Source organism: Emcibacteraceae bacterium (assembly GCA_041396985.1).
In the GTDB taxonomy this organism is placed as follows: domain Bacteria; phylum Pseudomonadota; class Alphaproteobacteria; order Sphingomonadales; family Emcibacteraceae; genus Pseudemcibacter.
The window spans coordinates 140,977-167,388 of the sequence record JAWKXO010000004.1 but is presented as its reverse complement, the minus strand read 5'-3'; the positions used below and the strand labels follow the sequence as shown (position 1 = coordinate 167,388).

Annotated in this window: 19 protein-coding genes; 13 read left to right on the top strand and 6 right to left on the bottom strand. The window is 43.4% G+C overall.

Going from position 1 to position 26,412, the window contains the following annotated elements; translation table 11 throughout:
- Window positions 1-43: 43 nt before the first annotated feature.
- Entirely contained in the window at window positions 44-1,138 is a 1,095-nt protein-coding gene (locus tag R3D86_11735; GenBank protein MEZ5758881.1) for a GDSL-type esterase/lipase family protein, read from the top strand.
- Window positions 1,135-2,556 (top strand): MBOAT family O-acyltransferase, encoded by a 1,422-nt coding sequence (locus R3D86_11730; GenBank protein ID MEZ5758880.1) that lies wholly within the window; start codon window positions 1,135-1,137, stop codon window positions 2,554-2,556. The genes R3D86_11735 and R3D86_11730 overlap by 4 nt, the downstream gene beginning before the upstream one ends.
- Here R3D86_11730 and R3D86_11725 read toward each other — a convergent pair.
- The 6 genes from R3D86_11725 to R3D86_11700 all read right to left on the bottom strand — a co-directional run bounded on the left by R3D86_11725 (window position 2,537) and on the right by R3D86_11700 (window position 11,584).
- Window positions 2,537-4,993, bottom strand: a complete 2,457-nt coding sequence (locus tag R3D86_11725) for a transporter substrate-binding domain-containing protein (GenBank protein ID MEZ5758879.1) — start codon at window positions 4,991-4,993, stop codon at window positions 2,537-2,539. The two genes, R3D86_11730 and R3D86_11725, sit on opposite strands and share 20 nt — an antisense overlap.
- Window positions 4,994-5,131: 138 nt before the next feature.
- On the bottom strand, window positions 5,132-6,847 hold the full coding sequence (locus tag R3D86_11720; GenBank protein MEZ5758878.1) for an amidohydrolase: 1,716 nt from the start codon (window positions 6,845-6,847) through the stop codon (window positions 5,132-5,134).
- Window positions 6,848-6,982: 135 nt separating this feature from the next.
- A complete protein-coding gene (locus R3D86_11715) occupies window positions 6,983-7,687 on the bottom strand; it encodes a hypothetical protein (protein ID MEZ5758877.1) in 705 nt (234 codons plus the stop codon).
- Between the two features lie 157 nt (window positions 7,688-7,844).
- A complete protein-coding gene (locus R3D86_11710) occupies window positions 7,845-8,228 on the bottom strand; it encodes a GntR family transcriptional regulator (GenBank protein MEZ5758876.1) in 384 nt (127 codons plus the stop codon).
- 147 nt (window positions 8,229-8,375) lie between these two features.
- Window positions 8,376-10,061, bottom strand: coding sequence for an amidohydrolase (locus tag R3D86_11705; GenBank protein ID MEZ5758875.1), 1,686 nt, complete (start codon window positions 10,059-10,061; stop codon window positions 8,376-8,378).
- Between the two features lie 92 nt (window positions 10,062-10,153).
- The gene (locus R3D86_11700) at window positions 10,154-11,584 is read right to left on the bottom strand and encodes a mannose-1-phosphate guanylyltransferase/mannose-6-phosphate isomerase (GenBank protein MEZ5758874.1); all 1,431 of its coding nucleotides are present in this window, start codon (window positions 11,582-11,584) and stop codon (window positions 10,154-10,156) included.
- Between the two features lie 402 nt (window positions 11,585-11,986).
- Here R3D86_11700 and R3D86_11695 point away from each other — a divergent pair, with 402 nt between their 5' ends.
- The 11 genes from R3D86_11695 to R3D86_11645 all read left to right on the top strand — a co-directional run bounded on the left by R3D86_11695 (window position 11,987) and on the right by R3D86_11645 (window position 26,406).
- A complete protein-coding gene (locus R3D86_11695; GenBank protein ID MEZ5758873.1) occupies window positions 11,987-13,309 on the top strand; it encodes a TIGR03013 family PEP-CTERM/XrtA system glycosyltransferase in 1,323 nt (440 codons plus the stop codon).
- Between the two features lie 5 nt (window positions 13,310-13,314).
- Window positions 13,315-15,414: a PEP-CTERM system histidine kinase PrsK gene (gene prsK / locus R3D86_11690; protein ID MEZ5758872.1), complete on the top strand. Its 2,100-nt coding sequence runs from the start codon at window positions 13,315-13,317 to the stop codon at window positions 15,412-15,414.
- Between the two features lie 3 nt (window positions 15,415-15,417).
- Window positions 15,418-16,779: a PEP-CTERM-box response regulator transcription factor gene (gene prsR, locus R3D86_11685; GenBank protein ID MEZ5758871.1), complete on the top strand. Its 1,362-nt coding sequence runs from the start codon at window positions 15,418-15,420 to the stop codon at window positions 16,777-16,779.
- Window positions 16,780-16,805: 26 nt separating this feature from the next.
- Entirely contained in the window at window positions 16,806-19,148 is a 2,343-nt protein-coding gene (locus R3D86_11680) for a tetratricopeptide repeat protein (protein ID MEZ5758870.1), read from the top strand.
- Between the two features lie 121 nt (window positions 19,149-19,269).
- Complete coding sequence (locus R3D86_11675) at window positions 19,270-20,475, top strand: TIGR03087 family PEP-CTERM/XrtA system glycosyltransferase (GenBank protein ID MEZ5758869.1); 1,206 nt, start codon at window positions 19,270-19,272, stop codon at window positions 20,473-20,475.
- Window positions 20,475-21,680 (top strand): glycosyltransferase, exosortase A system-associated, encoded by a 1,206-nt coding sequence (locus R3D86_11670; protein MEZ5758868.1) that lies wholly within the window; start codon window positions 20,475-20,477, stop codon window positions 21,678-21,680. Before R3D86_11675 ends, R3D86_11670 begins: the two co-directional genes overlap by 1 nt.
- A 123-nt stretch (window positions 21,681-21,803) precedes the next feature.
- A complete protein-coding gene (locus R3D86_11665; protein ID MEZ5758867.1) occupies window positions 21,804-23,276 on the top strand; it encodes a hypothetical protein in 1,473 nt (490 codons plus the stop codon).
- Window positions 23,277-23,282: 6 nt separating this feature from the next.
- The gene (locus R3D86_11660) at window positions 23,283-23,609 is read left to right on the top strand and encodes a DUF1491 family protein (GenBank protein MEZ5758866.1); all 327 of its coding nucleotides are present in this window, start codon (window positions 23,283-23,285) and stop codon (window positions 23,607-23,609) included.
- Between the two features lie 24 nt (window positions 23,610-23,633).
- On the top strand, window positions 23,634-24,683 hold the full coding sequence (locus tag R3D86_11655) for a GNAT family N-acetyltransferase (GenBank protein ID MEZ5758865.1): 1,050 nt from the start codon (window positions 23,634-23,636) through the stop codon (window positions 24,681-24,683).
- 19 nt (window positions 24,684-24,702) lie between these two features.
- Window positions 24,703-24,909: a hypothetical protein gene (locus R3D86_11650; GenBank protein ID MEZ5758864.1), complete on the top strand. Its 207-nt coding sequence runs from the start codon at window positions 24,703-24,705 to the stop codon at window positions 24,907-24,909.
- 66 nt (window positions 24,910-24,975) lie between these two features.
- Window positions 24,976-26,406, top strand: a complete 1,431-nt coding sequence (locus R3D86_11645) for a Na+/H+ antiporter NhaC family protein (protein MEZ5758863.1) — start codon at window positions 24,976-24,978, stop codon at window positions 26,404-26,406.
- Window positions 26,407-26,412: the final 6 nt, after the last annotated feature.

The following is a 26,412-nucleotide window of genomic DNA, read 5'->3' as shown; positions in this document are numbered from 1 at the left end:
TATGCGTTTATATTAGAAAAAAATTTTATAAGGGCAGGATTAATTGGATCAGTCAGACAAAATTCCTTCGCGTGGAAACCGTAAAGTTTGGATATCTTTTATACTGGCAATTTTTTTGCTGGGCGGGGCCGAAGCTGCGTTACAGTTTCGGGCTTATATGAAAGGTGATGAAGACGCACCGGTTGAGACAGTAGACGATGGCGGCATTTATTATTTCAACGACGAATACCAGCTAAAGCTTATTCAACCCAATATTGACGTTGATGAGGGTTATAGGGTGGTGCGTTCAAATTCACTTGGGCTCAGAAGCCCGGAAATTTCGGCGAAAAAGCAGGATAATGAAATCCGCATTGCCATGCTTGGTGCGTCATCGGTGATGGGAATGCTGAACCCGGTCAATGAAGAGACCATTCCTTACCGGCTGCAGGCTGATCTTCAGGCACAGTTTCCCGATAAGAAAATCAGTGTCATCAACGGCGGAATTGCAGGATATTATTTTGCCGATCAGCAGCAGCTTTTTGAAAAAGTGCTTGAACCCCTTGATCTGGATCTGGTGGTGTTTTACAGCGGCTTTAACAATGTTTCTCTTTACTGTGATGACGGCGGTGTGCCGCAGGAAAATCATGGTCTGATGAATATTCCATTGCCGAGTTGGGTGCTTTCCATTGAACTTCTTGTTAAAAATACGGCTATTCTTCGGGCGCTCAGACCGGAAGTCGAGCAGACGACAGACCCGAAAAGTTTAAATGAAAAACCGTTTCGCGATAATTTTGAGGCAGTCTTAAAATCTATCCAGAATGCCGGGGTACCCTTGCTTGTTGTCAGGAACCCCCGAGCCTATACCCGGGATATGTCAGAAGAAGACCAGTATGAGTTATCAGCTTTTTCCAGATCAAAAGACGGATGTTTCAGTATTGAGGGACTTCATGACGTCTATGACCGCCATAATGATATTATGGAGGAAATCAGTAAAGGGTATGGCATTCCTGTCCTTAGGCTTGACCAGCTGGTCCCCGGTGGTCATCAGTATTATGCCGATTCCATTCACTTTAATGCTGAAGGATCGAACTATGTGGCCAATCTTATGCTTGAAGAAATAAACAAGGATCACCTGCTTGCCAAGGGAGGCGCAAAATGATTTTTCAGTCATTCCAGTTTCTTACTTTCTTCCTTGTTGTATTATTCGGAGCAAGAATAGTTCTTGGTAAATTTCCGGAACTCAGAAAACTGTTTTTGCTGGTTGCCAGCTATTTCTTTTATATGTGCTGGGACTGGCGTTTCGGCGGTCTTATCCTGGCAATCACCTTTATAAATTATTATATCGGCCCAAAAATCCAGAATGCTGAGGATTCCAGTGTTAAAAAACGCTGGCTTGCTTTATCGCTTATTATCAGTATAGCCATTCTGGCCTATTTCAAATATGCCAATTTCTTCATTGACAGCATGAATGATCTGCTCACCATGCTTGGCTTTAGTGTCAATATACCGTTGCTCAATGTACTCCTGCCAATAGGTATTTCATTTTATACCTTCCAAAGTATCAGTTACACGCTTGATATTTATAAGGGCAGGACTGAAGCTGTTGAAAGCTTCACTGACTTTGCGCTGTTTGTGGCCTTTTTCCCGCAGCTGGTTGCCGGACCGATTGTCCGGGCGTCTCATTTTCTGCCCCAGCTTAAAAATGATCATAAGGAAGAACCGGATTCCATGGAAACCGGGGTTGCCCTGATGATCCGCGGTTTTATTAAAAAGGTCGCTTTTGCCGATGTTCTTGCGGTGCATTTTGTTGATCCCGCTTTTGCAAATCCTGAACTTTATTCACCATTATTTTTGCTGGTGGCCGTTTACGCATACAGCTATCAGGTCTATATGGATTTTTCCGGTTATACCGATATTGCCCGCGGGGTTGCCAGAACGCTTGGCTATGAGCTTCAGATAAACTTTAACAGACCATATCAGGCGGTCAGTGTCTCCAATTTCTGGCAGCGCTGGCATATTTCCATGTCCTCATTTTTCCGGGATTATCTGTTCTTCGGCATTGGTGGCTCACGCTATGGCAATGTTTACTTTAATCTGATGGTAACGTTTGTTGCGATTGGTATCTGGCATGGAGCCGGCTGGAATTTCGTTCTTTATGGTGCCCTTCATGGTACTTTTGTCGGTCTTGAACGCTGGAGACGAAATAAAAGGGCAGCAGAAGGCATTTCTGAACCAGAATATCACGGCGTAAGACTTGCCGCACAGTGGTTCTGGATTTTCAATGTGGTTGCCTTTTCAAGGCTTCTTTTCCGTGGTGGATCACTTGACAGTGCCATTCATTATGCAAAAGCGATGACGCATTTTGAAGTCACATCACTGCCGATAAATATGGTTGGCGGGGCAATCCTTGTGCTGGCGTTTATTCTTCAATATACGCCACTGAACTGGACTTATGGCTGGAAGACGCTTTATTGCAGAATTCCTGTTGTCATTCAGTCAGGGTTGATCGTCGGTGTACTTTATTTCTTGGTCGCCATATCAACCAAGGAAGCACCGTTTATCTATTTCCAGTTTTAAGTTCATGAAATTGTCCAAAGCTGACAATTCTGACTGAAGGTATGATAAAGGTTGCTGTGGTTCCAACGCCATATTCACTTGTCAGGATAAATCGGCCGCCATGGAGACTGATCAGATTGTCAACTATGGAAAGGCCGAGCCCTGTGCCTTCTTCATTCAGAAGTTCATTTTCATGGGCCTGGTTAAAGGGTTTTGTGACATGTTCAATCCGTTCCGGAAGGATGCCGATCCCTGTATCCTTAATTTCAATATGAATGTTATTTTCAGGATCAGAAAAGGCTTTGCACGTTACAGATCCTCCGGGTTTTGTAAATTTAATGGCATTTGATAAAAGATTGATGATCACTCTTTTTAAGCAGTTTTCGTCACCACGAATAGTGAGGTTGCTTATTTCAGGCATAATGTCACTGCTAAGTGATACCTCATTTTTTTCAGCAATCCCACGGAACATTTCCATAGAAAAATTGATAATCTTGGATAACCTGAATTCTGTTTCATAGAACTGCCATTTACCGGCATCAATTTTTGATAAGTCCAGAATATCATTGATAACAGTAGCAAGGTGCTTGCCGCTATTTTCAATATCCTCCAGATATTCAAGATATTTTGAGTTGCCAATCTTGCCAAAAAGCCCCGACGTCATAACTTCCGAAAAACCGATTATTGCGTTGAGTGGCGTTCTGATTTCGTGCGACATATTCGCCAGAAAGGCTGATTTAGCCGAATTTGCCTTTTCTGCTTCTAGCAGAGCCTGTTTCACCTGTTCCCTTGAGTATTTAAGCTCTTTCTCAACGTCTATTCTGCGGCTGATCTCTCTTCTCAGACTACGGTTCCAGATAATAAAGACGGAAATAATTGCAATTGCGACAACCAGTATCTGCCATATCAGGTTATAATTGAGCACTTTTTCAACTGTAAAAGTAAGCCATTTACCGGTAATTCCTGTCCTCTCATTTTCATCAATTGAGGCAAGGGCTTTCTGAATGGCGCTTGCGAGCAGCGGGAGTTTGTTAGTCGTGGCAATGCTGACATTCGTCCTGATAGGTGTTTCCCCGACCACTGTTAACTGTATCAGACCGTCGCTCGTAATAATGCTGGTGGCAACAGGAATATTGCCGATAAAGGCATCCGCCTTCCCATCATTGACCGCGTGAAGGGCGTCTCTAATGCTATTGAATTGGACAATTTTTACGTCAGGATTATTCTTTTCAAGGTATTCATTTATGGCAAAGCCCATAACCGTCGCCACTTTATAGCCAGAAAGCGAATTGATTGTATCAAAAATTTTGCCATCGGAACGGCCAAAGATCACGCTGGAGATTGTGTAATAGGGCTCAGAAAAGCTCAGATATTCAAGTCTGTTAGGGGTTGAAGAAATGCCGGAGACGATTTCAGCTTTTCCTTCTTTTATCATATTAAGCCCCTGGTCAAGATTTTGGTTGCCTGACCAGACAAATTTTACCCCTAATTTTGTGCCGATAATTTTAAGATATTCACCGGCAATACCACTTATATTCTTGTTTTGATCAATGAAATCAATGGGTGCGGCACCTGAATCCACGACGACGCGAATTTCCTTATTTTCAGAAAGCCATTTTAACTCATCAAGTGTTAAGCCTAAATCCTTGGGTGAATTATATTCCAGTAACCATCGGTTGGAAATTTCAGTTAGTTCCTTTACTGAAATTGATGCTGCGGCTTTTTTGATAATGTTTGCTAAAATGGGCCAGTCTTTTCTGATGCCCAAATGCAGGTTCTCCCCCTTAATATCTTCAGGGACAAATTTCTGACCGACAACTTCCAGACCGGAAATAAAATTTTTGCTAATCACATAATTTCCAACGGGAAGTTGTACGATAAAAACATCAATCAGGCCGGCAGAGACGGCATTAAGCCCCGCGATTGAATCCTTTTGCGGATATAAGTTTAACTCAGGATAATTTTTACGGTAAATATTTGTTGTAGACCAGCCATCGATAACACCAATTTTTTTCCCAATCAGATCTTCGACCATATTAATCCGGTCCGATCCTATTCGCCCAAAATAGACATAAGGTAAATTTACATAGGCATCTGTGAAATTGATAAAATCAAAACGGTCTGGCGTCGGACTTACACTGTGCAGAATATCAATTTTTCTGTTTTTGATATTGTCAATTTGCTCAGCCCAGGAATAGCCGTTAATAAATTCAAGTTTAAGATGGGCCTTTTCAGCAACAAGCTTCAGATAATCTATGGAAAAACCGGTTGGTTCACCGTCCCGCATAAATTCAATTGGTGGCGATCCGGTTGTACCAGCCGCGCGAATAACCGGATGCTCAGCAATCCATTCATTTTCTTCCTTTGTAAGATTAAGGTCCTGTGCGAAACTGGTCTGGACAAAATGGGACGTCAGACAAAAAAATGCCAATAGAATATAGCGCTTTAAATTATTCAAATAAGTTCCCCGTCTAGAGGATAGGTTCTTTACTTTATTTAACATATAAATATAGCACTGGATATTAACTATTTGGTTAATGCAACAAAAAAAGGCCGCATGTGTAAAGCGGCCTTTTTGATGATTGTTGAAATAATTCTATTTCTGGAACTTTATGTCGCCATGAACAATGGTCAAAACGTTTTGTGATGACATGATCTGGTCTAGCGGAATTTTCATCCAGTCTTTATCAAAGACGGCGACATCGGCAAATTTGCCAACTTCAATTGATCCCAGTCTGTCTTCCTGGAAGGCGGCTATCGCACCCCAGATGGTCAACATTTTTAAGGCTTCTTCGCGTGTAACGGCAAGTTCCGGATGCCATCCTTCACCGGAATAGCCATCAAGATCTTTTCGGGCAACTGCAGCATAAAATTCAATGCGCGGGTCACCAATTTCCACCGGCTGGTCAGAGCCGCCTGGAACAATGGTTCCCTTGTCAATGAATGTCCGCCATAGATAGGCATTGGCCAGACGTGGAATACCCAGACGGTCAGCGGCAAAATGAAGATCGCCAATAGCATGGGATGCCTGCATTGATGGGATGATATCAAGATCAATGAACCGGTCCACATCGTTTGGCTGTACATTCTGTGCATGCTCAATGCGCCAGCGTGGATCATTTACTTTACGCTGGGATTTGGGAACTGCTTTCAGGGCAATTTCATAGGCATCAAGAACTTTACGGTTGGCATCATCGCCGATCGCATGGGTCTCAACCTGAATCCCGGCTTTCAGGGCCGCTTTTAACATTGGCTCAAGTTCATCGACTTTGTAGCGCATGAGGCCACGTGTGTCATAATCGGCATAAGGTTCAATGAATGCAGCACCACGGGAACCGAGTGCCCCGTCCATCACAACTTTAATGTCACGGACTGTGAGATAGTCTTCAGGATCAATTTGTGCGCCTTCCTTAATCAGGCGTTCTGAATCTTCGCCAAAGGCCATTGCTTCATAAACCCTGTGGGCAAGTTTTCCTTCATTATGGAGTTCTTTCATTAATCCGAATGTTTCATAGGAACTTCCGGCATCCTGGAAATTGGTCCAGCCGAGTGATACGTTTCTTTCGGTACCCGCCTGAAGGGCTGCTTTTGTTTCGGCAAGAGTAGGGCTAGGTATAAGTCCGCGCATATATCCCATAGCGGTGTCAATCAGCATACCGGTTGGTTCACCATTTTCATCAAGGTTGATATGGCCACCGACCGGGTTATCAGTTTTTCCGGTGATGCCGGCAGCTTCCAGGGCTTTCGTGTTGGCAACGAGCGCATGACCATCTGCACGGCGCAGTGTTACCGGGCGGTCAGGGACAATGGCGTCGAGATCCTGACGGTTCGGGAAACGTTTTTCCGGCCAGACTTTTTCAATCCAGCCACGGCCGTTGATCCATTGCTGATCCGGGTTTTCATTCGCGTATTTTTTAACCGCGGCCAGCATTTCAGCAAGACTGTCAATGCCCTGAAGGTTCAGGCTTACAGCACGGAAACCGACACCGGCAAGGTGGCCGTGACTTTCAATCAGTCCCGGATAAACGGCCTTACCGGCAAGGTCGATGACATTGGCATCACCACAGGCATAGCGTCCGGCGCCATCATTGTCGCCGACATAAATGAATTTATGATCTTTGATGGCGATGGCTTCGGCGGTTGGGTTATTGTCATTGACAGTATAAATGGTCCCGTTGGTCAGCACGATATCGGCCGGGGTACAGGCAGCAGCCATGTTGGTTTTACTGTTTTGTTCGCCTTCCGGCTCTTTTGCCGTACAGGCGGCAAGCAGACCGACCGCAGCTGTAGCGAGTAGTAAATTTTTTATCATTCTTATTTCCTCATAGAATTTTGTGATATTTTGTCCCAAGCAGGATAGGCCCGATTGACAGCAAATATCAATGGGTTTTTCATGAAATTATATAAGTTTTCCAGAATTTTTAATGTTTTAGGGGTTAAGTTTTTATCAGATAGTTATTTTATTTTCCCGGTAAACTTCAAAATTTATATGTTCAATTTTATTTGTTCTCAGCATTGTACCAAGCCCAAGATATATACAAAGCTGAAAATATAGGCTTAAGGCAACGGGCTTCCATGGGTCCAGCTGATAGAGTTGAAGCAATCCATAAATTAGCATAAAGCAATTGGCGGCAATACTGACATAGACGGTCATTCTGATTACAGACCCTATATAAATTTCCCTGTCCTTCGCCGTTTGAAGTGGGTTAATTTTTTTTCCATACATAACCCAGACAACCAATGTGGCAAAATATAAGTGCATAAGTAAAATTGCAGTCAGCGATATCACACCGTCACTCATAAAGGTCTGATTTAAAATAATCCGGTAGAAACTGAAAGCAATAAAACACAGAAATGTAATGACGGCTGTGATTAAAACTGTTGGGGAAATATAGTCAAAATAGCGTCGCCTTTTCAGATCGGCACTTCTAATCCTGTTCTGGTTTTCCGTCCTCATTAATCGATAATGATTTAATTCTGCCTTTTCGAGTAATGCGAAGGGAATAAACTGAATAAGTCCAAAAATTACCACCATACTGTCCTTTATTTCGGTATGGGTGATGTTGGCAATTAGCAGTAATATAATGCCCAGGGTAAGAGTGGACCATGAAATTAATTTAAATATTCGAAGGCTTTTTCCGGCCTTTTCCATTTTATTGTTTCCCGGATATAATTTTGGATAATCAGATGCCGGGTAATGGGTCAGCATATAATGGATACGGTCTATAATTTTCCGAGGATAATAATAGGACAGTAAAAATAGCTGACTTATAATCACAAAATTTAATAAAATAGATATATTCATCTTTTTAGTCCTGGTTTCTGTTGTTCATGACATCGGCAAAGGCAATCCTGATTTCACTGTCTGTTGCCCCGGAATCTTTAAGTTTTTCAATAACTTGACTTATTTCTGTTAAAATCCAGCTGTTTAAATCTCTGGTGCAGTTTTTCCGTGCATCGGCATGGATATAAGTGCCGCGATACCCTTTGGTTCTGACAACCTTGTCCCGTTCCAGCATGCGGTAGGCTTTGGCAACGGTTTTGTTATTCAGGTCAAGGTCATTGGCGAGCTGCCTTATGGAAGGCAAAGGGTCGTCAGGGGATAGAATTCCAATTTGAACAGCCCCTTTAATCTGGTCTACCAGCTGGGAAAAAAGCGGTATGTCGCTTTCTGTATCGATTGTTATTTCCATTTCCTGAGTGCTCATAAAAAAATATATGTACCAGTTGTAGTAAGGGTACAATTGGAATAATAATATTACAAGCAAAAAATTTAGGTGCTAAATAAAAAGGCCGCTGAATAAATTCAGCGGCCTGATTAAATTTTTATTTCATTTGTTTTATTTTTGGTAAACGATCTTACCATCAACAATGGTCATGACATTATTTGATGACATGATTTCTTCAGGAGGGATGGTCATCAGGTCTTTATCAAAAATACTGAAATCGGCAAGCTTACCGACCTCGATTGAGCCCAGAACATCTTCCTGAAATGCCGCTGTAGCGGCCCAGATTGTAAACATTTTTAAGGCTTCCTCGCGGCTGACAGCCAGTTCGGGATGCCATCCTTCACCGGAAAATCCGTCAAGATCCTTTCTGGTTATGGCGGCATAAAATTCAATACGCGGATCGCCAATTTCTACCGGCTGGTCGGTGCCGCCCGGGATAATAGTGCCTTTATCAATGAATGTGCGCCATAAATAGGCATTGGCAAGCCTCGGAATGCCAAGACGCTGACCGGCAAAGTGAAGATCGCCAATGGCATGGCTCGGCTGCATGGATGGTAAAATATCCAGATCAATGAAGCGGTCAACATCTTCCGGCTGAACATTTTGCGCGTGTTCAATGCGCCAGCGCGGATTGATCACTTTACGCTGTGATTTGGGCACTTCATTTAACGCCTGTTCATACGCGTTTAGCACCATGCGGTTCGCCGCATCACCAATGGCATGGATCTGAATCTGGATGCCGGTTTTTAGGGCGCGAACCAATATCGGTTTAAGGTCATTCTCATTATATCTGACCAGCCCAACGGTATCATAATCGGCATAGGGTTCAATAAAACCGGCCCCGCGGGAGCCAAGGGCCCCGTCAACAGTGATTTTAAACTGGCGTAATGTCACATAATGTCCGGGATCAATTTCCCCACTTGACTGATAAACTTTTTCCGCGTCTTCCGGATAGAGCATCGGGCGAACAGCATCATAAACCCTATGCTTCAGTTTTCCTTCTGCATGAAGCTCCTTCATCTGGACGAAATCATCATAAGTGCCGCCAGCATTATGAAATCCGGTCCAGCCGAGGCGCACATCCCGCTCTGTCGCGACACGGAAGGCTTCCTTGTTTTCTTCACGCGTTACCGGCGGGATCAGCGGTGTAACAAGGTCTTTTGCCTTATCAATCAGCATGCCTGTCGGCTCACCATTTTCATCAAGGTTGATGGCGCCGCCTTTGGGGGCAACCGTTTTGCCGGTAATTTTTGCAAGATTCATCGTGACGGTATTGATGACGGCGGCATGGCCGTCCGCGCGTGTCAGATAAACAGGGCGGTCAGGGACGATGGCGTCCAGTTCCTGCCGGGTTGGGAAGCGGTTTTCCGGCCAGACCTTTTCAATCCAGCCACGTCCGTTAATCCACGCCATATGCGGATTGGCATCGGCATATTCCTTAACCTTCGCCAGCATATCCGCGAGACTGTTAATGCCTTGCAGGTTCAGGCTCGTTTCGCGAAAGCCGACACCATTTAAATGGCCGTGAGCATCAATCAGGCCCGGGTAAACGGCCTTCCCAGCGAGATCAATGACATTGGCATCACCGCAGGCATAACGCTCTACGCCGATATTATCCCCGACATAAATAATTTTATTGCCCAGTATGGCGACGGCTTCTGCGGATGGATTATTTTCATCGACCGTATAGACAGCCCCGTTTTTAAGAACGATATCAGCGTCCTTGCAGCTTTGGGCAAATGACGGGGCGGAAATAAGTGCACCGACACAGGCTGTAATTAAAAAGTTTCTGATCATAAACTCTCCCCTATATTTTGTTTGATTTATAAAAATCAGTTTAGACAATATAGGGGATATTTTTCAACTTAATATCGTTAACAGGTTGATTATTATGAGCGTCCGTATGTGTCTTCAAAGCGGACAATGTCATCTTCACCAAGATAGGAGCCTGACTGCACCTCAACAATGAATAGCGGAATTTTCCCCGGATTTTTAAGCCTGTGTGTTGCGCCGATTGGAATATAGCAGCTTTCATTTTCACTTAAAGTCGAGACCTTGTCATTAATGGTGACTTCGGCAGTCCCCTTAACCACAACCCAGTGTTCTGCACGGTGATGATGCATCTGCAGCGATAAAATCTGACCCGGGTTAACAACGAGTCTTTTAACCTGGAAGCGGTCATCAGCATCGGACGTCTGGTATGATCCCCAGGGGCGGTAAACAACTGTGTGACTGATATGTTCCGCCCGTCCGCTTGCTTTTAACTTATCAACAATGGCTTTTACGTCCTGGGTTTTATGTTTATCACAAACCAGAACCGCATCTTTTGTCGCCACGACAATTAGATTTTCAAGACCAACGCTGGCCAGGGCCGGCCCATCCGTTTTTAAGAGGCAGTTTTTGCTTTCATGGGAAATGACATCGCCGCTAATGACGTTGCCGTCCTTATCCTTTTCGGAAATATCCCAAAGCGCATTCCATGACCCGACATCATTCCAGCCCATGTCAACGGGAACCACAGCGGCCTGATCGGTTTTTTCCATGACGGCATAGTCAATTGAATTTGAAGGACATTTCAGGAAGCTTTCCTTATCCGGGCGGATAAAGGTCATGTCATTTTTAGCGCCTTCAATGGCTTTTTTACAGGCTATAAGCATTTCCGGCTCGTGAGACGCCAGAATATCCAGATACTGGGCGACAGGGAAAAGAAAGATGCCACTGTTCCAGTAATAACCGCCAGCATTTAAATATTCATTTGCCGTTTTCAGATCAGGTTTTTCAACAAATTTATCAACCAAATTACAACCATATACGCTTTCCAGATTGTCACCGCATTTTATATATCCATATCCGGTTTCCGGCTTGTCAGGAACTATGCCGAAGGTGGTAAGCATTTTTTCTTCTTCAGCAGCTTTCCTGGCAATATTCAGGGCAATTTGAAAAGCTTCTTCATGGGCGATTACATGATCTGATGGCATAATAAGCATCAGCCCGGCGGGGTCCGTCATCTGAATATGCAGGGCGGCAAGTGCGGCAGCGGGGGCAGTATTGCGGCCCTCCGGTTCAAGAATTATTTTCGCATCTTCAAAGCCGATTTTTCTGAGTTGCTCGGCGATGATAAAGCGATGTTCTTCATTGGCAATAAAAAGCGGCTGATTAAAATGGTCAGGATTTTTTACCCTTAAAACCGTATCCTGAATCATTGTCTGTTCACTGACCAGTGGCAGCAGTTGTTTTGGATAAAGGGAACGGGAAACCGGCCACAGACGGGTACCTGAGCCACCGGATAATATTACGGGCGTTATTTTTCTGTTTGTCATGACTTTAATTTTGCCTTTTATGCCTTTTTATAAATTAGTCCTATTTTATATAGCGATAAATTTAATTCATTATTAATGACGGACAGTTGTTTTAATTCAAATATTTATTTATGTAAGGGCGCTTAACAGTTTTTTCACAAAGCTGTGATAATTTTCCATAGTTTATAACTAAATAATAACAACAGGTTAAATTGAATAATGAACGAATCAAATGAAATTTTTTTTAAAATTAATGCTGATTTATTCAATTTAATAAGAAAGGGAATAAAATAGTATATCTGAATTGATCATCCAGCAGATCGTTTCAAGTGAAAAATACTGTTCAAATATATTTCAATGATTAGAATTTTTAAACATTATATCCCAAAATCAATACTTTATCTTGCAGCAATTGAATGCATTATGCTGTATCTCGTTATCTGGCTGGCACTGGCGATCAGGTTCGATCAGATTGGTGATCCGGTACCGGGATTTAATGATTATACGGCTGAAAAGATATTTTATGTTGTTATTGTTTATCTTGTTTTGCTGGCGACCGGTCTTTACCGGCTGGAAACCTGTCGGGATATAAGAATTTCGGCGGTTCGATTGTCGGTCAGCATGATTCTGTCCTTTTTTGCCATATCAATTGCACTTTATATGTTTCCTAACATTGATATCTGGCGAAGTGTTTCGGTTTACGCAATCATTCTGACCTATCTGATGCTGATCAGTGTACGGTTTTTCTTCTTACATTTTGTCGATCATGAAAGTATTGAAACCAGGGTTATTGTTCTTGGTGCTGGAAAAAGGGCAAAACGTGTACTTGAAAGCGATGATAAATCAACTTCAAATGTGAAATTTATTGCCTTTCTAAGGATGGGTGAAAATGAAAATGAAATAGAAGATGCAATAAATTACAAAGATATTGAAAGCCTAGAAGGACTGGTGGAGAAGAGAGCCTGTCAGGAAATTGTTGTTGCTATTGAAGAAAGGCGCGGTACACTTCCGGTTAGTGACCTCCTTGCCTGTAAAATAAACGGCACCTATATTTCCGAAGCGGCAAGCTTTATTGAACGGCAGGTTGGTGCCCTTAATCTGGCGATGTTTAATCCGAGCTGGATGATCTTTTCTGATGGCTTTGATAACACCAAAAAACGTGATCTGTTTGTAAAAAGATTGTTTGATGTTCTTGCCAGTGCCACATTGCTTATTGTCAGTATGCCGCTTTTAATTATTACGGCGCTCGCTGTGAAACTGACAAGCAAGGGTCCTGTCTTTTACCGTCAGGAACGGACGGGACTGATGGGTAAAAATTTTGATGTACTCAAATTCCGTAGCATGACCCAAAATGCCGAGGCGGACGGCGTACCGCAATGGGCGCAGAAAAATGATGCCAGGGTTACACTCGTCGGTAAATTTATCAGAAAAACCCGAATTGATGAAATTCCGCAGATTTTCAATGTGTTGCGCGGTGATATGAGCTTTGTTGGCCCAAGACCGGAGCGCCCCTATTTTGTTGAACAGTTAACACAGAAAATTCCAATGTTTGATAAACGTCATACTGTAAAACCGGGGATTACAGGCTGGGCGCAGCTTAATTACCCTTACGGTGCATCAGAGGAAGACAGCCGTCGCAAACTGGAGTATGATCTTTATTACATTAAAAATTATTCAATATTTCTTGATTTGCTCATCCTGGTTCAGACAATCCGCGTAGTGTTATGGCCCGATGGGGTTAGGTAATATAAGTGGGGAGTTTAGCTCTTAACATCAGTTTTATGACTTATGGATTGGCAGCAATGGCCTATGCCGTTCTGTTTGGGCTTCTTATTGATAAGAAACAGTATAAAGAGGAAAATATCTGGCTGTCAGTTGCAGTTCTGGCAAGTATTCTCTGGGGATTTATCCATGTCATTGATGCTGTTGCCGGAGCCTATACCACCAATATAGCCTTATTAACACTGTCTTATCTGATCCCTTTTGCTGACTGGCTAAAAGGGGTGTTATGGGCGCTGTTCCTTTATAACCACTTGCGTCATATCTGGAATTCGCAGGGCAACCAAACTTACAGTAATAGGGCTGGGACGATAATAGCCGTTTTTATCATTATCGGTTTTATTATTGAAGGCGCCAATTTTGCTTCCCAATGGGGTATAATAGACCGCAGTATGATCGGCAGATTGCCGTTATTTAATAAATTACTCGTTTCATTTTCCATTTTGCTGCTGGTTGAAAATTTATATCGAAATATTGCCAGTGAGAACCGCTGGGGCGTGCGCTTTTTCTGTCTGGGGCTGGGATCAATATATGCCTTTAATTTCCTGCTTTACAGTGATTCTGTGCTATATGCCCTGATTGATCCGGATCTTTTCCAGGCGCGCGGTGTGGTCAATATAATAGTCGTACCGCTTATGGCAGTGGCCATTTCCAGACGGGCAAACTGGTCTGTCGGGGTAAGTCTTTCCCGTAAAGCCGCCTTTCATATGGTTTCCCTGATAGCGGGCATTGCCTATCTGATGTCGATTTCCGTACTGGGATATTATATCCGGAGCTTTGGCGGTGACTGGGGAAAAATTCTTCAGGTCAGCTTTATTTTTGCGGCCTTTATCGGGTTTGTCGTGATTATTTACTCCGGCAGGATCAGATCAACAATTCTGGTGCTGCTGAACAAATATTTTTTCATGTATAAATTTGATTATCGTGAAGAATGGCTGCGCTTCATTCAAACGATGACGGCGTCAGAAGATCATTATAATATTCAGGAACGGGCCATTAAGGCCGTCGCCAATATTATGGACAGTCCGGGTGGCTCGCTCTGGTATCTAGAAAAGCCGGACAGTTACAGCCAGATTGCCATGTGGAATTTCAGACGGGAAATTGATGAGGAACTGCAGATTGAAGATCCGTTTGTAAACTATATTGAAAAAAATCACTGGGTCGTTGATCTGAATGATATTGAAGGCGGAAAAATTCCAGAAACCGATATAATAATTCCGCAATGGATATCGCAAAATCCTGATTTCTGGCTTCTGGTCCCGCTGATTCATCATAACCGGATGATCGGTTTCATAATCATTTATCAGCCAAGAGCGGCACGGGAACTGAACTGGGAAACCATAGATATTCTAAAAACTGTCAGCCTTCAGATCGCCAGTTATCTGGCGGAACAGGAAACATTAAAAGCGTTATCAATTGCCAGTGAATTTGATGCATTTAACCGAAAATTTGCTTTCGTGATCCATGATATTAAGAATATGGCAAGCCAGCTTTCATTGCTTCAACGTAATGCGGACAAACACGGGGATAACCCCGAATTTCAAAAGGATATGAAGCTTACAGTCAAAAACACTGTTGAAAAGATGAATGAATTGCTTTCCCGTATTAATATTGTTAATGAGCCGTCAAAAACGAGAAATTTTGACGTTATTGATATAAAGCCAGTGATCACGGCAAGTGTAGAGACATTCAAAACAGCGGGACATAACGTTACCCTTAATGGGATGGAGGATACATATTCCGCTTTAAGCAATCAGGATGATCTTGAAACGGTTTTGATGCATATTATTCAAAATGCCCTGGATGCCAGTGAGGATCAGAAACCAGTTGAAATATCACTTGTCCAGGATAAAAATTACGTGATGATAAAAGTGGCGGACAGCGGTACAGGAATGGATAAGGAATTTATTCGAAACGAGCTGTTCAGACCATTTAGGTCATTAAAAGAGGGTGGCTATGGCATTGGCGCCTATGAGAGCCGACAGTTAATTCAAAACATGTCCGGGCGGATGGAAGTAAAAAGTAAACCCGGGACTGGTACGCTGGTAACGATCTATTTAAAAAAGGAATAAAAAATTACTGAAAAAAAACGGATATTACTGGTAATCGAAGACGATGAAGGGCTTCAAAGACAGTATAAATGGAATTTTGAAAATTTCGAAACACTGATTGCCGGTGAACGGCAGGCAGCGATGACGCTTGTTGAAAAATATCAGCCAGCGGTGGTGTTGCTTGATCTTGGTCTGCCACCTGACCCTGACGGGACAACGGAAGGTTTTGCCATATTAAATGAGATATTATTGCAGCATCCGGACACAAAAATTATCGTTGCGTCCGGCCATGGGGCGCGGGAAAGCGCGATAAGGGCGATTTCAGAAGGTGCCTATGATTTTTATCAGAAACCGGTCGATGCGGATGAAATCGGTTTTATCGTTGACCGGGCCTTCAGGCTTTATGATCTTGAGCAGGAAAATAAGAAACTGCAGCAAAAGGAGGAGGCAACCCGCTTACCCGGTCTGGTCACTGCATCGGAGCAGATGGAACAGGTTTGCAGTGTGATCGAGCGTGTTTCGCCGACATCGGTTTCGGTCCTTCTTTTAGGAGGCAGCGGAACGGGTAAGGAGCTTCTGGCCCGGGCGCTGCATGAACTGAGCGAACGAAAAGATATGCCGTTTATTGCCATAAACTGCGGGGCAATTCCTGAAAACCTGATTGAAAGCGAGCTATTTGGTTTTGAAAAAGGAGCCTTTACCGGTGCGATGAAACAGGTAAAGGGAAAAATCGAGCTGGCAGAAGGGGGAACTCTATTTCTTGACGAGATTGGTGATCTGCCGCTGCCTTTGCAGGTAAAATTACTCCGCTTTCTTCAGGAACGCGTGATTGAACGTATCGGCGGGCGTAAGGAAATTCCGGTTGATGTGCGGGTAATCAGTGCCACTCATCAACGACTGGAAGATCAGATTACAGACGGCCGCTTCCGCGAAGATTTATTTTACCGGCTCAGTGAAATTGTTGTGAATATTCCGGATCTTAAAGACAGGGACGGGGATGCGTTGCTGCTTGCCCAAAATTTTCTGAATAAATTTTCCCGTGCCTATGATAAACGCGCAAAAAGTTTTGATAAGGATGCGGCGCGGGCCATTGCGTCATACGACTGGCCTGGTAATGTTCGTGAACTGGAAAACAGGATAAAACGGGCCGTGATTATGAGCGATAGTAAAAAAATCACCCTGGATGATCTGGAGATTGATTATAGTGACGACCATATTGAAACGCTTAACCTTAAAGAGATCAGAGAAAAAAATGACAAGGCGGCAATGCTAAAAGCATTGTCTTTGACCAATGGAAATATCAGCGAAACAGCAAGACTTCTTGGCATCAGCCGGCCAACCTTCTATGGATTAGTCAAGCAATATGATTTAAACATAGATAAATGAACAGGTTTCGGAGGGTATAGGTGAACATGAAGGCGGGATATAAAATCTTTGCAATTTTGGGTTTGGGCTTTATGTCCATTGCCGTTACAAGCCAAGCGCAGCAGGCGGTTGTATCGGTTCCAAATATGGAAGGTAGCCCGGAAAAAGCAGAAGAAAAATATGTCCCGCGCGAGCCAACCAAAAAAGAACTGGAAAGATATGCGCTCATTGCCCAGATCGATAAAAAATGGTCGGCCCTTTTTGATAATCCGGAAAATGGTGAATTGCATCAGGATATGGCAAGGCAATATATAAAGCTTGGAAGTGGCGATATTGCCCTGAATGAACTGATGCGGGCAGAAGCGCTTGGTATCGACAGATCCTTGCTCCTTGCCGATTTCGGTAAAGCATATTTTCTCCTAGGCAGGTACCAGGAAATTTTAGATGAAGTGCAGTTTGAAGCGGCGGCCCCGGATACATACGGAGAGGTATATCTGGTGCGGGCGCAGGCCTATTACGCGATGGGTGATTTTAAGCAGGCTTTTGTTAATTTTTATCGGGCTGATACGATACTTCAGGAAGACAGGCTAGAGCTGAACCAGCCGCTGGCCGTGCTTTATAATATGGCAGGGGAATATGAAAAAGCGGAAATCAATGTTGATAATGCTTTGGCAAAAGATGAACTGAATGCTGATCTTTATGCCTTAAAGGGGGAGTTGGTTCACCGTCGGCAAGGGGCTGGCGCATCATATCGTTATTTTGCCCGGGCTAATTTTTATAAGCCGGATGATATTGGAATTGAAGCAAAGCTGGCCGGTGTTCTCTATGATTTGGGGGAAAAAGATGATGCGATGAAAGTGCTTAGAAAAATTCTCGCACAAAAACCGGACGATGGATATGCCAATTTTATGATCGCAACCCTGTTTGCGGAAGGTAATAATATCAGAACGGCAAGCGGTTATTTAAACAGGGCCGGTGATGCCTATAACAATTCGGTTGAAGGACTTTTGCTTAAAGGTAAGCTGGACTATGCCACGGGGAATTATTCTCAATCTGAACAGGCACTTAGCCGTCTGATCAGAATTAAGCCGGACCATGTAAATGCCCGCCGTATTCTTGGCGCCGCGTTAATGCAACAGCAAAAATATCAGCAGGCCGTCGAGGTGCTTGATTATCTGGCGGATATTAAGAAACTGGATATTACCGACCTGACGTTGCTGGGGGATGCTTATCTGCTGGCCGGGGATGATGATAAGGCGAGTAGATATCTGTCACGTGCCTCAATTGAAAATATGGACCGGCTTAGTGCTGATCAGGTCAGACAGGTTGAAGAATTTGACAATGGTGAGGAATTTGGGGTCAAGCTCGACCTCCAGTCGATGATGAATAAGAACCCGTCGGTCAATAAAGGGCTTATTTTAGAGACATATCAAAATCTAAAAAAAGAAAAATATAAGGAAGCCATTGAAAATGCGGCAGCACTGATCGATCAGGACAGAAGCAGTCCCATCGGTTATAACCTGCTTGGCCTTGGCTATCTGGCGATGAACAATTTGGATGCGGCAAGAAGCAATTTCAGGCGGGCGATTGATCTTGATAATAATTTTAATCAGGGACGCATCAATCTTGCAAAACTGGAGCTGAAATCAGGAAACAATAATGAAGCGGTCAGAACTCTTAATGATATTCTCGCAAAAGATGAGGGGTATATTCCTGCTTATGAGCAGCTTTATGAAATGGCAAGGGGAAGCGGGGATCTGATTGCAGCAGAACGTTATCTGGTCACGGCAACGCTTGCTAAACCGGATCTGGTCTCAGTCCATGAAACGTTAGCTGATTTTTATTTTGAAGAAAGCAATTTTGAAAAAGCAAAATCGTTGGGACAGAAAATGGTTCAGGAATTTCCTGAAAATCCGCTTTCCTATAAAGTTTTTGGAAAAGCGGAGCTTATGCTTGAAGAATATGTTGGTGCACGGGTTAATTTATTAAAATCCAATTCACTTAATAATCGTGATGGCGATGTATATGTAATGCTTGCCCGCGCTTACTGCTTGAGCGATGAAGCGGAAAAAGCCCGTCCATTGTTAATAGACGGTTTAAAATATGCTTCTGATATCTGGCCGCTACAGATAGAACTTATCAGTCTGGCAAAAACGGATGGCGATTATGAGGGAAGCCGGCTGGTTGTCAATCAGCTGAAACTTGATCCTGCAACCAGAGCAGAAGCCTTTTTACTTGAAGGAAAGCTTTTTCTTGAACAGGACCGAAGGGAAGATGCCATTAAATCATATCAAAATGCAGCGAAAGCAGGGGCCAGATCTGATCTGGTGATGGCGGGTCTTAATCAGGCGAATGCGAATAGTGAAACGCTTATCGACCCGGTTCAGTAAATATTCCTATTAGTTCAGTTGATAAATAGTCAAATTGTTCCAAAGACAAGGAAAATATTAATAAATTTGCGCTAATTGATATTAGATAAATGCATTTATAATAAAAAATTGAGTTAGCCCGTTGAAAATACTGTTTTTAAGTCATCGTTTTCCATATCCGCCCACCCGTGGTGATAAGATCAGATCTTTTAATATGGTCAAATATCTGCATGAGCAGGGCCATCAGGTGACTGTTGCCTCTCTTTCGCGCTCATCCGAGGAAACGGCGGATTGCCAGGGAATTAAAGACTATTGTCATGACTTTATTCTGGTTGAAATTAATGAGTTTATTCAGAAAATCAGGATGGTTTCGCGGCTGTTATCAAGCGATCCATCGTCAATGGGATATTTTTATTCAGGCGCGCTACAGAAAAAAGTAAACCAGCTTCTTGAAACACAAAAGTTTGATCTTATTGTCGTCTTCAGCTCATCGGCCGCACAATATGTTGAGCATGTCACGGATACACCCAAAATGCTTGATTTCTGTGATATGGACAGTCAGAAATGGCTTGCCTATGTGGATTATAAGAAATGGCCGATTAGCGCCGGCTTTGCCCTTGAAGGACGGAAACTTGAAGCCGACGAAAAAAGGCTGGCAAAAAAATTCGATCTTTGCAGCTGTGCCACCGATTTTGAGGTGGAAACCCTTGACAGTTATGGCACGGGCGTCGCCAGCGGATATTTCCCCAACGGTGTAGACAGTGAATTTTTCAAACCGATAGATGTTGACTATCAAAAAAACAGTATCTGTTTTGTCGGCCGGATGGATTATTATCCAAACGAAGTCTGTATCATAAATTTCTGTCATGATGTCTTGCCAATTATTCGTGAACAATATCCGGATGTTACATTCAAAGTGATTGGTGCTGCACCACCGCAATCGGTATTGAACCTCAATGATCTACCCGGCGTGATGGTGACCGGGACCGTTGATGATATCAGAAAACATGTTCAATCCTGTCAGGTCATGGTGGCCCCGCTGGTTATAGCCCGCGGAACACAGAATAAAATACTTGAAGGGATGGCCATGGGACTTCCTGTTGTATCGAGCCATCTGGCTGCCCGCGGGGTTGATGCGGTAGTGGGGGAACATATTCTGGCGGCAACAAAGCCGGAAGATTATGCAAAAGAAATTATGAGCCTTTTTGCCGACCCTGAACGCCAAAGAAAATTTTCAGAAAACGGCAGGGCCAGAGTTCTAAGCCATCACACCTGGCAAAGAGGAATGGACCTTATGTCAACCTGTATAGACAGGACGATTGACGAATTTAAAAGAAAGGCTGACTGATGCGGATACTCCATGTTTTTGATCATTCGATCCCGCTTCATAGCGGCTATACATTCCGAAGTTTTCAGATTTTATCTGAACAACGAAAACTTGGCCTTGAAACACTGCAGGTGACAGGCATCAAGCATATTGCCCCATATCAGGATAAGGAAACCGTTGACGGTCTTGAATTTTACCGGACCCGTCCCAGTGGCTGGATTTTGAATAAAATTCCAGTCCTTAATCAATGGAATGTGGTGAGAACCTTAAGCAACCGGATTGAACAAATCGTGAAAAGCGAAAAAGTGGATATTATCCACGCGCATTCGCCGGTGCTGAACGGACTGGCGGCATTAAAAATCGGTCGTAAATATAATATCCCTGTTCATTATGAAATCCGTGCCTTCTGGGAAGATGCCGCCGTCAGCCATGGCACAACACGGGAAGGGGACCTTCGCTATAATATCACCAAGTGGCTTGAAACCTATGTGGTGAAAAATGTGGCATCAATCACCACTATCTGTGACGGCCTAAAACAGGATCTGATCAGCCGCGGCATTGAAGCCGATAAAATCACCCTTATTCCCAATGCCGTTGATATAACCAAATTTTCCGGCCCGCATGAAGCAAATAAGGATTTACAGGAAAAGCTCGGCCTTGAAGAGATGACCGTGCTTGGCTTTATCGGATCCTTTTATGATTATGAAGGGCTTGATATTCTGATCAGGGCGATGAATTCAATTATTATCCGTATTCCAAATGCCTGCCTGCTATTGGTTGGCGGGGGTCCTCAGGAAAAGGCTTTAAAAGAATTGGCGGAAAAGAAATGTCTGGGAGACCGGGTTATTTTTACCGGCCGAGTGCCCCATGATAAAGTGCAGGATTATTATAATCTTGTGGATATATTTGTGTATCCGCGTAAAAAAATGCGGCTGACGGATCTGGTTACCCCGCTTAAACCGCTGGAGGCAATGGCACAGCATAAGCTGGTGGCGGCATCCGATATAGGCGGTCACCGGGAACTGATTGAAGACGGTAAAACCGGCATATTGTTTGAGCCCGACAGTCCGATTGCACTGGCAAAGAAAATCTGTGATCTTATAGAAATGCGGGAAGAGTGGCCGAAATTCCATGCTGCCGGAAGGCATTATGTTGAAGAGGTTCGTAACTGGAAAAATTCAGTTGCCAATTATCCGGCAATATATGAAAGAATTACAAAGAAATAAATATTCAGCAATGATTATGGTACTGACATTTATTTAATAGTCCTAATGTTATAAGTTAATTAATTAATTCGCCTTAACATTGCGGTATAAGTTAAAAAAACAGACAATAAAAGAGCAGGAAGAATGCAGGAAAACAGAGATAATTTACCCAGAAACCTCTTATTTATGATCGCTTTGCTGGGTTCGGCGGTCGCGGCATATTTTTTAAATTCCGGGCTGTTTTCATTATTGCAGTTTGTTTTTGATATTAAAGTAAATGGCATTTTTACCCGGCTTCTGGATGGTAGTTCACTTTGGGGTATTGCCAGTTACTGGTCAACATTTTCACTTCTTATGTTTTTATTCGCATTTCTGATCCCGGCCGTGGTTAATATTGTCGGTCTGGTTTCCCTGAAAGGCAGAATTTCGGAACTGCCAAGAGCAACAGATAATGCGCAGCATGTGACAAAAGAAAAATTTCTGAAAGTTATGTCAGAATTCAAGTTGGTTTATGCTGAATTTGCGGTGCCTTATGCGTCTTATATAATTGAGCGTCAGGAAAAGGATATACGTAAAAAAACAACCTTTATTGATAAGGGAAAAGCAAAGGTAATCAATCCGGTCATTGTCAGCGTATTGGCACCGGCGTCACAGATTTTTAAAATTGACCGTGTTTTAAATTCCAGGCTTTCTGTATGGTTTATGAGACCAATGCCGCGGGTATTGATCGGTATCGGCTTTTTGCTGTTTATCGTTTCCTTTGCCGGAGCATTGCAGTCTGAGGATGGAACACTTGTTGGTAATGAAATATTCCTTATGGGGGCGTCTTCATTTGCGCTTTGTATTGGTGTCGGTGTTTTTATGGCGGGACTGTTCAGAGTTTTTATGGGACATATTTATCATCGCGCAAGTGAAGTGGTGAAAATGATTGAGGATCTGTTTAATTATGAAACCAAAGAACAGGAAGCGGTGCAGTTTGAATCTGTTGAATCAGCCCTTAATAAAACCGTTTCAACATTTAAGGATTTTTCCAAATCCATTAATGAGAAACAGGAAGAAGCAGTCAATGGCCTGATTGTAAAAACCCTTGATGATTATGTGAAACAGATTGGCAAAACGACCGCTGAACAAACAAAAGAGCTGCAGAAACTTGTTGATCAGCTGACGAAACAATCAACAGATGCGTCAAAGGATATTTCAAAAAGATTTGAGGATTATTCAAAGAAAATTGAGGAAATTCAGAAAAAACTGGATAAGGGGCAGGATAAAACATTTGAGACAATATCAGGCAATATAGAAAAACTGATCACTTCCCTTAATAAAGAAGTGAGCAAGGCGTCTGATACGGCATTTGTTAAAAACGCTATATTGGAAGACCTGAATAAAACTGCCAAAGATTTAAGTGATGTATCCAAGGCATCGGATCATGTCACGGCAAAATTTGATCTGGTAAGTGCGGGGCTGGATCGGCTGATTGCCCAGGTTGAGAAAATTGCGCCAATGAGCGAAGAGAAAAGAGGGCATATTTCTGCCGAAATAGAGGAACTGAAAAGGGTCAGCAACAGCACCGTCGGGATGGGCCGTAGCCCATCAGAATCCAGCCGGAAAAAGGCCTGATTTTCATTGGAAGCCAGACTTAAAACCAGCTTGATTGTCGGGGCAGAAATCAGACGCTGTGAGAATATGTCTATGTCTGCAACTGTAAATCATAAGGGCGATGAAGATCGGGGTTTGTTGCTGATTAAACAGTATGTTTATGGACAAGGGTGCAAAATATACACACAAAGCCGGGATATGGATGGTACCCTGTCGTGGCAACAGCCAAAGGGTGAGGCATTTATTGAAGAACGTGATGCGGACCACTATATCGCGCGTCAGATTGATTTCGATCCTGATCTCTGGGTTTTGGAAATAGAAGATAATAAGGGCGTGTATTCGCCAACGAACTAAAATCGGATTGAATTGAGTGGTTTAATGACTGAATTGTCAGAAAAATATTGGAAAAGCATGGATGCTGGCGGCGCTCCGGGCATTAGATTCCTGAGAAAGAGCTGGTTTCAATCATGGCTTAACCTTGTTCAGTCATCAAACAGCTGGACCAGGAACATTGAGTATATCTATGTTGACGGGACTGATAGTAACTGCGCCATTATTCCCTACGCCTATCAGAAAGTGGGGCCCCTTAAATTTGCATCACTTCCGGGGGCATATTTTCCGCATCGCGGAATTGTCAATACCGGTCCGGAAAGCGTCCTTATTGAAAATGCGGCAGCAAAATTAGGTGAAATACCAGGAATATACGGCTTTCGGATGGGACCGGTGGAAAGCAACGATCCTTTTGTTAATGCACTGACTGAAAAGCTGAAACAGAATAGCTGGAAAATCATAACAATGACGATCGGTGCCAATTACGGCATGGCGCCTCCTGCCAGTGTTGAGGACTATTTGTCGGGCTTCAGTGCAAACAGGCGTCAGAAAATGCGTTCCCACGCCCGTAAAATGGACGCATTGGGCAAGGTGGAATTAAAGCATTTTAACGACGTGGATAGTGCGATCTGGGAAAAGATATTTAAGGATATTGAAACGGTCGAAAGCAATGCATGGGTATCCAAATCCGGAGAGCCGCGTTTTATGGGGCGGGAAAAACAGACCTACTGGAACGAATTGGTTAAGGATGACTTTTATAAAAAAGCGCTCAGTGTCTGGATAATATATCTTGATGGTGAACCGGTCAGTAAAAAAGTGGCTCTGGATGCCGGGGGAATAAGATATTATCTGACCAGCAGCTATGATGAAAAAGTTGCCCGTTTTAATACGGGTGTCAGAATGGAAGTGGAATTTGTTTCCGATGCCATCGTTAAAGGTATAAAATATATCAATAATGGTCTTGGTGATTCCGGTTATAAAACACAATGGGGATCGGAATATTATAATGACCTTATTGATATAATCGCGTTCCCGCCCACTTTTAAAGGGCGCTTTGCCTATATGCTGGCAAAATTAAAAGCGGCATTGGGGCGTTAGACAGAGAAAAGGATGAAAAATGAGCAATGCCCGGCCAAGAAAAAGACTGCTTGTCGCCCGGGGCATTTGTTTTATATGCCTGCTCGTATCCTTCTGGATTGATCCGACATTATTGCTCAACCTTGAAAGGGCGACATTTGTGGAAGCGCTATTGCTTATCACTGCCGTTTTAGCGGGGGGCTTTATCATCTGGCAGAAATGGGTGGATAAAAAAGCGCGCATTTGATGGCTTAAATTCTGTACTTCCCGGAACCGTGACTTTAATATCCTAAAAAAGTAAAGAGGGATGATTATGGAAACAGCGGTTAATTACGGGGTGTGGTCACTGGTGCCGCTCATTTTTGCACTTGTTACGGCTTTCTGGACCAGAAGTGCCATTTTTTCATTATTTGCTGGATGTCTGATCGGGGTCATGATGCTCGATTATGATCCATTGGCGACCTTATACGGGCTTGATCCTGCAGGTGGACTGGTCCGTTTGATAGAAAACAGTCTGGGCGGGGAATTTATCCGTATCTGTGTGATTATTATTTTTATCGGCATCCTGTTTGAATTGTTCAAGCGTGCTGGGGTGCTGGTAACCTTTGCAGATAAAGTATCAAAAACAGGAACATCACCCAGAAAAGTAAAGTTTACCACATGGTTGATGGGTTTTTTAATTGTTGATGATTATTTTAGCCCGCTGATGACTGGCCCGGTGATGCGGCCCTTAACCGATAATGCCAAAGTCTCACGCGAGAAACTTGCCTTTATCCTAGATTCAACCACAGCCTCGGTCTGTGTGCTGGTACCTTTTATGTCCTGGGGGGCTTATATCGGTGGCCTGATTGCAAAAGAGGGGGGACCAATCGGTTCAATAGATGAAGCCATTACCCTGTTTGCCGGGTCTATCCCCTATAATCTTTATCCGATTTTGCTGGTGATCTTTACCATGCTGATAAGCCTTGAAATAATGCCTGATTTTTCCTTTATGAGAAAGGCTGAAAAAAGAGCAAAGGAAGAGGGCAAGGTTCTGCGGGATGGTGCCATTCCCATGGTCAGCGATGAAGGTGGCGGACTTTTCGAGAAAAAATTTGATAAAGCCTATCTGTTCTGGGATTTTGCAGTGCCGATCATTATTGTCTTTGGCACGGTGATTGTCACGTATTTTGCTTTTGGCCGACTGATGATACTGGAAGCTTTTATTATGGCGGTGATTTATCTTGGCACGTCGCTTTATATCAAAAAATATGTGGAAAATTTCAGCGACCTTACGGAAATCGGTATTGCAGGGGCCAAGAGTGTTATGTCGGCAATCATTATCACGGCTTTGGCATATTGCATTAATTCAGTGACCAAAGGGCTTGGGGCTGCGGAATATATAATGGCATTTTCCGAAGATTTCATGACTCCAACCCTGCTTGTGGCCTCAACATTTTTTATTACGGCGGTGATATCCTTCTCAACAGGAACATCCTGGGGAGCATTTGCCTTGATGATCCCGTTTGTTCTGCCTATTGCTTATGGGTTTTCAGGCGGGGTAGCGGATGACCCAATCGTCTATAAAACACTGGCCGCGGTTGTTGGGGGCGGTATTTTCGGCGACCATTCATCACCGGTGTCTGATACCTCAGTTCTGGCATCAATTGGGGCAGGCAGCGATCATATGGATCATGTGATTACCCAGCTTCCTTATGCGCTTACAATAGGCGCAACAACCATATTGCTCTATTTGATAATATAAAGCTAT